The 12,712-nt window shown below is 71.6% G+C and carries 9 protein-coding genes; 1 reads left to right on the plus strand and 8 read right to left on the minus strand.

Going from position 1 to position 12,712, the window contains the following annotated elements:
* Position 1: 1 nt before the first annotated feature.
* The 8 genes from HHX31_RS22470 to thrC all read right to left on the minus strand — a co-directional run bounded on the left by HHX31_RS22470 (position 2) and on the right by thrC (position 10,972).
* Complete coding sequence (locus HHX31_RS22470) at positions 2 to 3,013, minus strand: hypothetical protein (RefSeq protein ID WP_169950305.1); 3,012 nt, start codon at positions 3,011 to 3,013, stop codon at positions 2 to 4.
* A 145-nt stretch (positions 3,014 to 3,158) separates the two neighbouring features.
* Positions 3,159 to 3,806 carry an L-threonylcarbamoyladenylate synthase gene (locus HHX31_RS22475; RefSeq protein ID WP_169950306.1) on the minus strand — a complete coding sequence of 216 codons (648 nt, stop codon included), beginning with the start codon at positions 3,804 to 3,806 and terminating at the stop codon, positions 3,159 to 3,161.
* A 66-nt stretch (positions 3,807 to 3,872) separates the two neighbouring features.
* A complete protein-coding gene (prmC, locus tag HHX31_RS22480) occupies positions 3,873 to 4,727 on the minus strand; it encodes a peptide chain release factor N(5)-glutamine methyltransferase (protein WP_169950307.1) in 855 nt (284 codons plus the stop codon).
* A 144-nt stretch (positions 4,728 to 4,871) separates the two neighbouring features.
* Positions 4,872 to 5,918 carry a peptide chain release factor 1 gene (gene prfA, locus HHX31_RS22485; RefSeq protein ID WP_169950308.1) on the minus strand — a complete coding sequence of 349 codons (1,047 nt, stop codon included), beginning with the start codon at positions 5,916 to 5,918 and terminating at the stop codon, positions 4,872 to 4,874.
* A 105-nt stretch (positions 5,919 to 6,023) separates the two neighbouring features.
* Positions 6,024 to 6,242, minus strand: a complete 219-nt coding sequence (rpmE, locus tag HHX31_RS22490; protein ID WP_169950309.1) for a 50S ribosomal protein L31 — start codon at positions 6,240 to 6,242, stop codon at positions 6,024 to 6,026.
* Positions 6,243 to 6,517: 275 nt separating this feature from the next.
* The gene (gene rho, locus HHX31_RS22495; RefSeq protein ID WP_169950310.1) at positions 6,518 to 8,533 is read right to left on the minus strand and encodes a transcription termination factor Rho; all 2,016 of its coding nucleotides are present in this window, start codon (positions 8,531 to 8,533) and stop codon (positions 6,518 to 6,520) included.
* Between the two features lie 413 nt (positions 8,534 to 8,946).
* Positions 8,947 to 9,840, minus strand: a complete 894-nt coding sequence (thrB, locus tag HHX31_RS22500) for a homoserine kinase (protein WP_311932175.1) — start codon at positions 9,838 to 9,840, stop codon at positions 8,947 to 8,949.
* 73 nt (positions 9,841 to 9,913) lie between these two features.
* Complete coding sequence (thrC, locus tag HHX31_RS22505) at positions 9,914 to 10,972, minus strand: threonine synthase (protein WP_169950312.1); 1,059 nt, start codon at positions 10,970 to 10,972, stop codon at positions 9,914 to 9,916.
* A 187-nt stretch (positions 10,973 to 11,159) separates the two neighbouring features.
* Here thrC and HHX31_RS22510 point away from each other — a divergent pair, with 187 nt between their 5' ends.
* Positions 11,160 to 12,680, plus strand: coding sequence for a glycosyltransferase family 2 protein (locus HHX31_RS22510; protein ID WP_249346292.1), 1,521 nt, complete (start codon positions 11,160 to 11,162; stop codon positions 12,678 to 12,680).
* Positions 12,681 to 12,712 lie beyond the last annotated feature (32 nt).

The raw sequence follows: 12,712 nt of genomic DNA on the forward strand, positions 1-12,712 counted from the left end.
CTCACTTCTCCGGACCCGGCATACGGATCTCGACAACCTCGACGCCGTCGGCGGGCCCGTCGGGCTGGACCTTCCTGTCCGCCCAGTCGCCCTCATCCCACTCCTTCTCCGGGATCGGGACGCGGACGTCCGGCATGTCCACGGGCCCGATGTCCCGATGGTGGTCCACCGGCATGCGCGGCACGGCCTCGTCACCGGATTGGCGGGCGGGGTAGGTGAGCGCGTCTCCGGGCTGCGCGGCGGCGAACGATCGGGGATCGGGCGCCTGGCCCGTGTCCGGAGCCCCCGCCCTGCCATCGGCCGCCCCGTGGAAGCCCGCGCCATGCGTGCCCTGAGCATGAGCGCCAGGAGCATGAGCGCCCGGAGCATGACCTCCACCGCCATGGGTTCCAGGCCCGTGCGCCGAGCCGTGCGCGTCCGCGCTGTGAGCGCCTGGGCCGTGAGCACCCGGGGCATGGTGGGCTCCGCCGCCGTGCGTCCCAGAATTGTGCGTCCCGGCGCCGTGTGTGCCAGCGCCGTGCGTCCCAGCGCCATGCGTGCCCGGCCCGTGCGCCGAGCCGTTCGAGCCCGAACCATTCGAGCCCGTGCCATTCGAGGCCGTGCCATGCGCGTCCGGGGTGTGAGCGCTCGGGGCACGCATGCCGGAGTCCTCCCGGGCCGGCCCGGTCGTACCCGTGACGGCGTCGTTGTCGCACACGCGCCCGTTCGCGCCGGTCGCGCCGTCGGCCCTGTCGCCTGCAACGTTCGTCCCGGTGTGGCCCGTCGCGGCATCGCCACCGGTGCCCGTCGCGGCTGCGGCTCCCACTGTCCCGGCCACGTGGCCTGACCCGCCCACCGGTGTACCGGCCGCGTTCAGGTTGCCTGTCGCCGTGCCTGTCGCATCAGCGGCCTGCCCGGTCCCGAGACCGTCCACCGCGTGCAAGGCGCCCGTCGCCGTACCCGTTCCACCGGGGGCCGCAGGTGTTGCAGATGTCGCGGGCGCCCCGTCGGCCGCACCGGCGGTCACCGCCGGGGACACGGCCCCCGTGGCAGGGGCGACCATGCCCGTGGGGTGGACAGTTCCGGTGGGGTTGACGGTGCCGGTGGGGTGGACGGTGCCCGTGGGCGTTGCCGCTGTGGTCGTGGCCTGCCCCGCCCCGCCGACGCCGGCAGTGTCCACCGGCGGCGTCGCACCGGCCGCGGCACCGGTCGGTCCGGTCACACCTGTCGCAGTCGTCGCGCCGCTCGCATCACCGGTCCCGGCATGGGACGGAACCCCGGGGCCCGCCGGGTTCGCAACGGTCGCTTCGGTCGTCGCCACAGGTTGCGCCGGGGTGACCCCCGAACCGCTCGCCACCGTGTCACCGGGGTACGCGTGACCACCGGCACTCGCGGTCACCGCGTTGTTTCCGGCTGGTGTGCCCTGCGCGGCGTTCTGGTCGCCCGGGCCGTACGGCTCGGCGGAAAGGTTGTCGGCGGGGGTGCCGACATAGGCGCCCATGGGGTCTCCCGGCGCGAGGCCCGGTTGGGGAGGCTGCTTCGCGGCGGGATTGGTCGGCTCGGCGGGCGGCACCAACCCGGGGGGCCCGTCCGGATGCGCGCCGCCCTCGCTCACCGGCCGTACGTCCGCTCCCGCGGCATCCGTCGGCTGGACGTAATCGGCGCTGGGCTGGTTCATCGGGGTGCTGACGACCTTGACGCCGTCGACGACGGCCACATGCCGGCCGGCGGGGTCGATGTCGTCCGGGTGATCCTTGCCGGGGGTGTCGTAGAACTGCCCCGCGTTGCCGCCGTTGGCGGGCTGCTCCCCCGCCGCCTTGGACCCGACCGGCGCGCCTTGTGCGGAACTCTGGTCCTGCCCCTGGGCAACTGGCTGATGCTGTCCACCGGTCTGGTTCTGAGCGGCGCCACCGCCGTCGCCGACCGGCTGCTGCGCCTCGGCCGCGCCCTGCGCCTGAGCCGGACTCTGCCCCTGGGCCGCGCCCTGGTCCTGCCCCACACCCTGACCTGCGCCCTGGTCTGCGCCCTGATCTGCGCCGACCGGCTGTGTCGTCTGGCCCGCGCCCCGATCCTGGCCGATGCCGAGGGGCTCGTCCTGGCCGGCGATCGGACTCCCGCCGACCGGCTGGCCCTGGCCGGTGGGCTGAACCTGGCCGGTGGGTTGGCCCTCGCCGACCGGCTGGCCCTGGCCGGTGGGCTGCTGCACCTGGCGGACGCCCGTGTCCTGGGCCGCTCCCGCACCCGCTCCAGCACCCGCGCGCGTCGCCGTACCACCGTCGTCGGCGGTGTGTGCGGGGTTGTGCGTCGAGGCGGGCATCTGCGCCAGAGATCCCTCGACGGTGCCGCGGGGCTTGGCTGCGAGTTCCCCCTCGGCGACACCGTGGCTTCCGCCGCCGTTCGCCCGGGCCGTGCCGTCCGTGGCGCTGTGCGCCCGATGGGAGGTCTCGCCCTTCCCCGCCGCGCCGGACTCGCCAGAAGCGCTCCCGTGCGAGGACGCGCGGGGCGCGTCCTGCTTGTCGTGCGCCGCCTTGCCCTCGGACTTGCCTTCCGGCTTACTTTCCGACTTGCCTTCGGACTTACCCTCGGACTTGCTGTCCGCCTTGCCGTCGGCCTTGTGGTCGTCCGTCTTCGCGTCGGACTTGTGATCCGCCTTGTGGTCGGACTTGGCGTCGGGCTTGTGGTCGGGCTTGGCACCGCTCTTGTCGTCCTGCGCGCCGGGCCGCACCGGGTCGTCCGCGGGCGCGGTGGTGTCCCTCTCCTCGGTGAACGAGGCGTTGGCCGTGGGCGTCTTGCCCGCGCTCTGCTGTTTCTCCTTCTTCTCCAGCAGAACCACACGGTTGGTGACGTCCTTGACCATGGTCGAGCACGCGTCGGCGACCTGGGACGGCCGATGGGTCACGTGCACGGAGACACCGGCTGTACGCGTCAGCTGGGCCACCCGGGCCTCGATGCCGTCCATCTGCCGGGCGGCCTGCTGAACCTCCGACAGCAACTCACGGACGAGCTTCGGATCCATCCCGTCGAGCTTGGCCATGGGCGCGCCTCCACAGAGATATCGGCGCACTTCACGGTAGCCGGGGCGACGTCAGTAAAGAAGCCCGATAGCCAGACGGCATCGATGACCCTGGTCAGAGCCCACCAGGTCGTCTCACATCATGAGACGCACGCTCGGCGCCCGGTCACTCCTCGGTCGCGAGGTACCCGACGACGTTCCGGATCTTGTCGATCGGGATCGCGCCCTTGCGCAGCACCCGGGGCACCGCGGTGGTCAGGTCGACGATCGTGGACGGCACGTTGTCGTCGCAGCGACCGCCGTCGAGGTACACCTCCACCGAGTCCCCGAGCTGCTCCTGTGCCTCGTCGGCCGTGGTGGCGGGCGGGTTGCCGGACCGGTTGGCGCTGGAGACCGCCATCGGGCCCGTCTCCTTGAGGAGATCCAGCGCGACCTGGTGCAGCGGCATGCGGACGGCGACCGTCCCCTTCGTGTCACCGAGGTCCCACGACAGCGACCGGTTGGCCCTGAGAATGAGCGTGAGCGGCCCAGGCCAGAAGGCGTCCACCAGGTCCTGGCCGTACGTCCCGAGGCTCTCCACGAGCGCGTTGGCGGCGCGTACGGTGCCCACGAGGACGGGCACGGGCATGTCCCTGCCGCGACCCTTCGCCTCCAGCAGGGCGGTGACGCCGGAGGGGGTGAAGGCGTCGGCGCCGATCCCGTAGACGGTGTCGGTGGGCAGCACCACGAGCTCGCCCCGCCGTACCGCCGCGGTCGCCTCCGCCAGTCCGGTCATCCGCTCGATCTCGTCGGCACAGTCAAACCGTCGGCTCACGAAGCCATCCTTCCACGTGTTCCGCCCGGCTCCGCCGCCATCTGGCCGTTCGCCGGACGTTCGAGTTCAATCCTGGGTCAGCCGCGCCGTGACGAACCGGTCCCTGCCGGTCAGGTCCTGGCGCAACCGCACGTCGCGCCAGCCGTTCTCCTCGGAGAAAAGCCAGTACACGGCGTTGCCCTGCTGGTCGGCGTGCTCGACCACGGCGAACCCGCCCGGCCGCAGCAGCCGCCGCGCCGTGCGCTCGACGGCCCGCACCTCGTCCAAGCCGTCCTCACCCGACCCGTACAGAGCCCGGGAGGGATCGTAGTCGCGCACCTCGGGGTCGCGTGGGATCGCTCCAGGCGGAATGTACGGCGGGTTGGAGATGACCAGGTCCACCTGGCCGTTCAGCTCGGGCAGGCAGTCGGCCAGGTCCTCCGGGTGCAGGGTGGTGCGGCCCTGGCCGTGTTCGAGGATGTTGCGCCTGGCCCAGCCGTACGCCACGGGGTCGATCTCGACGGCGTGCACCTGCGCCAGCGCGACCTCCTGCGCGATCGACAGCGCGATGGCCCCGGAACCGGTGCCGAGGTCGACCACGACGGGTGAGGTGACGTCCATCTCGCGGAGCCGGTCGATCGCCCAGCCCGCCACCACCTCGGTCTCCGGCCTGGGCACGAACACGCCCGGGCCCACCTCCAGCGAGAGGTAGCGGAAATAGGCCCGGCCGGTGATGTGCTGCAGGGGTTCGCGCGCCTCGCGCCGGGCGACGCCCTCCCAGAACCGCGCGTCGAAGTCGGCGTCCTTGACCGTGTGCAGCATGCCGCGCGGGACGCCGTGCACGAAGGCCGCGATCTCCTCGGCGTCCGTACGCGGTGACGGCACTCCCGCCTCGGCGAGCCGGGCGGTGGCGAGGGCGATTTCGTCAAGCAGGAAGGTCATGGTCTCTTAAGGCGCGGTCGTCGCGGCGTGGCGTGGGGAAACCCGGTCCTGGGCGGGTGGGCGGCCGGAAGGCCCCACGCTCGTCTGCGGACCCACGTCCATCACCGCTTCTCCCATCGTCCCCTCATCAGGCTCGCGATCGGCTCATGAATGAGCGGCCAGCTTCTCCGCGAGTTCCGCGTCGAGCAAAGCCTGTATCACCGCGTCGAGATCGCCGTCCAGGACTTGATCCAGGTTGTAGGCCTTGAAGCCCACACGGTGATCCGAAATGCGGTTCTCCGGGAAGTTGTAGGTGCGGATCCGCTCCGAGCGGTCGACCGTGCGCACCTGCGACTTGCGCTCGGCCATCGCCGCGGCGTCGGCCTCCTCCTGCGCGATCGCGAGGAGCCTGGCGCGCAGGATGCGCAGCGCCGACTCCTTGTTCTGGAGCTGGCTCTTCTCGTTCTGGCAGGAGACGACGACACCGGTCGGCAGGTGCGTGATCCGCACGGCCGAGTCGGTCGTGTTGACGCTCTGCCCGCCGGGGCCGCTGGAGCGGAACACGTCGATGCGCAGGTCGTTGGGGTCGATCTGGACGTCGACGTCCTCGGCCTCCGGATAGACGAGCACTCCGGCGGCGGAGGTGTGGATGCGGCCCTGCGACTCGGTCACCGGCACCCGCTGCACGCGGTGCACGCCGCCCTCGAACTTGAGCCGCGACCAGACGCCGTCCCTGCCCTTGATGGCGACGGTGACGTCCTTGTAGCCGCCGAGGTCGGAGTGCTGCGCGTCGATGATCTCCGTCTTGTAGCCGATCCGCTCGGCGTACCTGAGGTACATCCGCAGAAGATCTCCGGCGAACAGCGCGGACTCCTGGCCGCCCTCGCCCGCCTTGATCTCCATGATGACGTCCTTGTCGTCGTTGGGGTCGCGCGGCACCAGCAGCCGGGTGAGCTTCTCCTCCAGCACCGGGATGCGGCCCTCCATCTCGGCCGCCTCCTCCGCGAACGCCGGGTCCTCCGCCGCGAGTTCGCGCGCGGCCGCGAGGTCCTGCCGTACGCCTTCGAGCTCCCGGTACGTCGTGACGATCGGCGTGAGCACGGCGTAGCGCTTGCCGTACGTCCGCGCCTTGCTCTGGTCGGCGTGCACGGCGGGGTCGGCGAGCCGCAGTTCCAGATCCGCGTACTCACTCATGATCTCGTCGAGGTTCACCGCACACTCCTTTGCTCAAGCTCCTCGGTAAAGGCCGTAATCACCAAGAACGCCGACCCGGAGACGCCCCAAGAGGGGCGCCCCCGAGCCGGCGTGCCGGAGGAGCTACTTGCTCTGGGCCTTCTTGCCGAAGCGCTTCTCGAAGCGCGCCACCCGGCCACCGGTGTCGAGGATCTTCTGCTTGCCCGTGTAGAACGGGTGGCAGGCGGAGCAGACGTCGGCGTGGATCACGCCGTTCTTCGCCGTGCTACGGGTGGTGAAGGAGTTTCCACAGGTGCAGGTCACATTGGTGACCACGTACTCCGGGTGGATGTCGGGCTTCATGTCTCAGTCCTATCGCTAGGCGCGGTCGCCGGGTCGCTCCGTCTGTCACGGCCTGCGCGCATCGGCACACCATGATGCGCGGCGCGGGAACCGGTACCGCTGCGGTTCGGCTACCAGTGTGCCAGATCCTCCAACCATCCCAGGCCATGCGCTATTCCCCGGGGAGAACGCGCTGGTCGCGGCTGCCACGCGGGCCGCCTTTGGAGGAAACGGCGGCGCCCCGGACGGCGTGGCCGTCCGGGGCGCCGGTCGAGCGAATGCCGGCCGTACGGGCGTCAGTCGCGGTCGCTGCTCACGGTGGTCTTCTGCACCTGGAGCAGGAACTCGGCGTTGGACTTGGTCTCCTTCATCTTCTCGAGAAGGAGCTCCAGCGCCTGCTGCATGTCCAGGGCGTGCAGGACCCGGCGGAGCTTCCAGACGATGGACAGCTCGTCCTTCGCCATGAGGATCTCTTCCTTACGGGTGCCGGACGCGTCCACGTCCACCGCCGGGAAGATGCGCTTGTCCGCCAGCGACCGGTTGAGCTTGAGCTCCATGTTGCCGGTGCCCTTGAACTCCTCGAAGATGACCTCGTCCATCTTGGAGCCGGTCTCGACGAGAGCCGTGGCGAGGATCGTCAGCGAGCCGCCGTTCTCGATGTTGCGGGCGGCGCCGAAGAACCGCTTCGGCGGGTAGAGCGCCGTCGAGTCGACACCACCGGACAGGATGCGGCCGCTCGCGGGCGCCGCCAGGTTGTAGGCGCGTCCGAGACGGGTGATCGAGTCGAGCAGGACGACGACGTCGTGCCCCAGCTCCACCAGCCGCTTGGCCCGCTCGATGGCGAGCTCGGCGACGGTCGTGTGGTCCTCGGCCGGGCGGTCGAAGGTCGAGTGGATGACCTCGCCCTTGACCGACCGCTGCATGTCGGTGACCTCTTCGGGACGCTCGTCCACGAGCACGACCATCAGGTGGCACTCGGGGTTGTTGCGCGTGATCGCGTTGGCGATCGCCTGGAGCACCATGGTCTTGCCCGCCTTGGGCGGCGACACGATCAGGCCGCGCTGCCCCTTGCCGATCGGCGAGACGAGGTCGATGATCCGCGTGGTCAGGACGTTCGGCTCGGTCTCCAGGCGCAGGCGCTCCTGCGGGTAGAGCGGCGTGAGCTTGTTGAAGTCGGGCCGCTGACGGGCCTGCTCCGGGTCCATCCCGTTGACGGTGTCGAGGCGGACGAGGGCGTTGAACTTCTCGCGCCGCTCGCCGTCCCTCGGCTGCCGCACGGCGCCGGTGATGACGTCGCCCTTGCGCAGGCCGTTGCGGCGGATCTGGGCGAGGGAGACGTACACGTCGTTCGCGCCGGGCAGGTAGCCGCTGGTCCGCACGAAGGCGTAGTTGTCGAGGATGTCGAGGATGCCCGCGATCGGGATCAGGACGTCGTCCTCGCTGATCACCGGCTCGTTGCTCTCGAAGCGGTCACGCCCGCGGCGTCCGCGCTCGCGGAAACGGCCACGGCGCCCGCGGCTGTCGTCGCCCTGCTGGTCGCCCTTGCCGTCGGCGCGGGTGTCCGTACGGCCGTCGCGGCCGTCACGGTCACGCCCGTCGCGGCCATCTCGGCCGTCTCGTCCGTCGGCGCGGCTGTCACCGCGGCCCTGCTGGTCACGACGGCCCTGGCCGCCGTCCCCCGCGTCGGCGGCGCGCTGGTCGCCACGCTGGTCACCGCGCTGGTCGCCACGCTGGTCACGGCCGTCGCGCTCGCGGCCCCGCTCACCCCGCTCACCCCGCTCACCGCGCGTACGGCGCTCGCGGCGGTCTCCGCGCTCCGGCCGCTCGGCGCGGGTCTCGGACGCGGCGGCCTCGGCCTGCGGCTCGGCGACGGCGGCGACGCCGTTCTGCGCGGCCTCGGCGGACACGACGGGCGCGGCCTCGACCACGGGACGCTCCTCGCGGGCCACGACGGCGGGCTCGGCGGCGGGCGTGACGGGCGCGGCCTCGGGCGCCGGCGCCGCTGCGGCGCGGGAACGTTCCCTGCGGCCACGGGCGGGGCGCTCCGCGACGGCGGGCGCTTCCGCGACGGCCTTCGGCTCGGCTGCGGTCTCTCCCGATCCGCCCTGCTTCTCCTGGATGGCCGCGATGAGCTGGCTCTTGCGCATCCGTCCGGTCCCGGTGATGCCGAGGCTGGTCGCCAGGGCCTGGAGCTCGGGGAGCACCATCCCGGCCAGGCCGGTGCCGGAGCGACGTCGCGTACGGGCCGGGGCGGAAGTGGGGGTGTCGCCGGCGGCCTGGCCGTCGGAGAGGAGTTCGGTGGTGTCGCTCAACTAAGGGTCCTTCCCAGGGGTCGGGCGCCAGAATCGTGCGTCCAGGCGTCCCGGTGATGCGACCCGGCGGGACAGACCGGGTCGGGCTTCGCGAATCTCATGTGTCGATGACTCTCGGGATTCGCGAGCGGTAGGTGCCCGGGGGCGATCCCCCGGATTGCCGCCACCGACCAGATGTCTTGGTGGTTCGAACGCGCATGTCTCCGAGAGCGTTGCCCCCGGCCATGCCACCCGAAGGTGTGCCGACTGGAGGAAACGGTTCCGGGGAAATCGCCCTGCCCGCGTCGAAGGACGCGAGGCGAAGTGCAGCGATGTGCGAATGACAAGCACGCACCCAACACGGGGGCACCTGGTGCGGCTATCAGCCTAACATCACCAGCGCGCACAGCTATTCCCTGAAGGTCGAAGAAGCATCAGCGTGTCTCGGGAAACCGAACGAACGCACCAAGTGGGTCGACGTTCATTGGCTGGATGTGCCAGTCATTACCCACTTCTGGTGCGATCAAATCCTTGGTGTCCCGTGTCGTCAACGCGAGAACCGTAGGACCGGCCCCCGAGACGACGGCGGGCACCCCGGCTTCGCGGAGCCGACGTACCAGTTCGGCGGTACGCGGCATCGCGGGCGCGCGGTACCCCTGGTGCAGACGGTCTTCGGTGGCGGCGAGCAGGAGATCCGGTTCCGGCCTCCAGGTGAGCGCCGCGACGAGCAGAGCCGCCCGCCCCGCGTTGGCCGCCGCGTCCGAATGTGGCACGTCCTTCGGCAGCAGCCCCCGAGCCTCCTCCGTGGACAACCGGAAATCCGGGATCAACACCACCGGCCGGATGTCCTCGTGCGGACTCAGTTTCACCATACTCGCCGTCCCGGACTGGTCCGTCCAGGCGATGGTGAGTCCGCCCGCGAGGCACGGCGCCACGTTGTCGGGATGCCCCTCCAGCTCTGTGGCCAGCGCGAACACCTCGGTGTCCGACAGGTCGCCCGCGTCGCGCCCGCGCGCGAGCGCGCGGGCGGCGAGAATGCCCGCGCAGATCGCGGCGGACGACGAGCCGAGCCCTCGCGCGTGCGGAATGCGGTTGTGGCAGCGCAGCGCGATTCCGTCCGGCTGGGCGACCCCCATGCGGTCGAACGCGGCGCGCATGGTCCTGACGACGAGGTGGCCCTCGCCCTCGTCCAGCTCACCGGCGCCCTGGCCCTCCACGGTGATCCGCACCCCGGATCCCGTCAGCTCGGCCTCGACCTCGTCGTACAGGTCGAGCGCGAGGCCGAGGCTGTCGAAGCCGGGGCCGAGGTTGGCGCTCGTCGCCGGCACGCGCACGACAACGCCACGACTGTCCGTCAATTCTTCACCTGAACCCTTTGATGGGCGGGAACGAGATGGCCGGTCAGGCCAGTCCGAGCGCGGCCGCGGCGGCGTAGGCGTCGATCGGGATCGTCACCGGCGAGGGAGCGCCGGAGATGGCCCAGTCGGGATCCTTCAGGCCGTTGCCCGTCACGGTGCACACGACCCGCTGCCCCGGCGCGAGCAGACCCTGCTCGTGCGTCTGGAGCAGGCCCGCGACACTCGCGGCGGAGGCGAGCTCGACGAACACGCCTTCCTCCTGCGCGAGCAGCTTGTACGCCGCGGCGATCTGGCGGTCGGTCACGGCCTGGATGTCCCCGCCCGACTCGTCGCGCGCGGCCTCGGCGAGCCGCCACGAGGCGGGGTTGCCGATCCTGATCGCCGTGGCGATCGTCTGCGGGTGGGTCACCGGGCTGCCGCCGACCAGCGGCGCCGCGCCGCTCGCCTGGAATCCCAGCATTCGCGGCCGGGTTGTGGCCACACCGTCGTCGGCGTACTCCTTGTAGCCCATCCAGTAGGCCGAGATGTTGCCGGCGTTGCCGACCGGGATGCAGTGGACGTCGGGCGCGTCGCCGAGCGCGTCGACGATCTCGAAGGCCGCCGTCTTCTGACCCTGCAGGCGGTGCGGGTTGACGGAGTTGACCAGCGCGATCGGGTACGTCTCCGCGAGCTTCCTGGTCATCTCCAGGCAGTCGTCGAACGAGCCCTCGACCTGGAGCAGCTTGGCGCCGTGCACCAGCGCCTGGGCGAGCTTGCCCATGGCGATCTTCCCGCGCGGCACGAGGACGGCGCAGGTCAGCCCGGCGCGTACGGCGTAGGCGGCGGCGGAGGCGCTGGTGTTGCCCGTGGACGCGCAGATGACCGCCTGGGCGCCCTCCTCGACGGCCTTGCTGATCGCCACGGTCATGCCGCGGTCCTTGAAGCTGCCGGTCGGGTTGAGCCCTTCGACCTTGAGATAGACGTCACAGCCCGTGATCTCGGACACCCGCCTGGCGGGGACGAGCGGCGTGCCGCCCTCGAGCAGGGTCACCACGGGCGTCGTCGTGGAGACCGGAAGACGGTCGCGGTACTCCTCGATCAGGCCACGCCAAGCCCTGAACATCGGTCGCTCCTCCCACGCGCGCACGCGCGTGTCACCAGGGGTATCGGTCACCGAGTCTACGGCCAACCGTCTGACGTGCGGACTCCGTCGTCCACCAAATGGACATAGTGGGCGCCACCTTAGGGAAATGTCGCCTGGTTTCGCTAGGGTGGAGCCGCCTGTTGACCATCGCTGACAAGGACGAGGATTGGCCCACCTGACGGGCGATGAGCCCCGGCCGAGGATCCGCCACAACGACTACTCTCCGCTCACTCCGCCGCCCCTCGGCGGCTGGACCCCCACGCTCAGCGCGAGTGTCGTCATCCCCGCCCACGGCGGGCAGTCCCGGCTCGACCTGACGCTGGCCGCGCTGTCCGCGCAGACCTATCCCGCGCACCTCACCGAGGTGATCGTGGTCGACGACCGCAGCGATCCGCCCCTGCGCCTGCCGGAACTGCGCCCCGAGAACACGCGGATCGTCGCGGCCCCGGACGGCGGATGGGGCGCCGGGCACGCGATGAACGCCGGGATCGCCGCGGCCGAGGGCGAGATCGTCCAGCGGCTCGACGCCGACATGGTGATCTCGCGCGAGCACCTGGAGGCGCTGTTCCGCTGGCAGCACCTCACCGACTACGTCGTCACGATCGGCGGCAAGAAGTTCGCCGAGGAGCGCCCGCTCACCCCCGAGCAGGTGCGCGACGCCGTACGGCAGGGCTCGCCCGAGGACCTGTTCGACCCCTCGGCGCTGGTGTCCAGCTCGACCGAGGAGACCATCCGGCGTCTCGACGGCCTGCGGGCCAGCAAGAACCCCTACCAGGTGTGCACCGGGCCGACGGTGTCGCTGCGGCGGGCCCTGCTCGACGAGGTCCGCGGCTTCGATCCCGAGGTGGTGCGCGGCCAGGACACCGAGTTCGCCTACCGGCTCGCCCAGGCGGGGGCGGTGTTCGTCCCCGACTCCGCGGCCCGCGCCGTGCACCTCGGCCTGCCCGCGCAGCGCGGCGAGCACGGCAGGTCGATCGTCCGGCTCGTCGAGACCCACCTGGCGCACCGGGTCCCGCTCCGCCGTGACCTGCGCAAGGAGCCGGGCAGGCGCTGGCTCGTGCCGTACGTCGAGGTGGTCTTCGACGTGACGGGGGCCGGTGAGCGGAGCGTCGTCGCGGCGGTCGACGCGGTGCTGCGCGGCGCCCTCACCGACGTCGTGGTGACGCTGACCGGTCCGTGGGGGCTGCTCGACGAAGGACGCCGATGGGCGCCGGGCACCGAGGCGTTCGACCTCGCCCTGGTGCGGGCGGCGTTCGGGCACGACACGCGGGTGCGGTTCGCGGAGCGGGCCGCGCCGACGGCGGCGCCGGTGCCCTTCCGCTACACCGCGCCCGTCGACGCCCCTCCCCCGCCCGCGCTGCTGGAGCGTGCGGTCAAGGCCATGCTGGAGGAGCGGATCGGCCTGCTGGTCGTGCGGCTGCCCGCAGGAGGCACCGCCACCCTGGAGCGGACCGAGGCCGCCGCGCGGGCCCTCCTGCTCGCCCGGCCGGGCGAGGACCGGGCTGACGTGATCGCCCAGACGCACGGCGTACGGCACGCCGCGGCGAGCGAGTTCGACCAGAGCCCGGCGCCGGCGGCGAAACCGGCCGTCGCCGCCGCGCCGCGGACCACTCGGCCGGCGGCGGCACCGCCACAGCCCGAGGAGGCGGAGACGCCGCGCCGCCGTGGCCTGTTCCGCCGTTCCTGACCGGGAGGACCGGGAAGACCGACAGGACCGGG

Origin of the sequence: Microbispora sp. H11081 (genome assembly GCF_012999535.1) — a bacterium.
Classification (GTDB): Bacteria; Actinomycetota; Actinomycetes; order Streptosporangiales; family Streptosporangiaceae; genus Microbispora.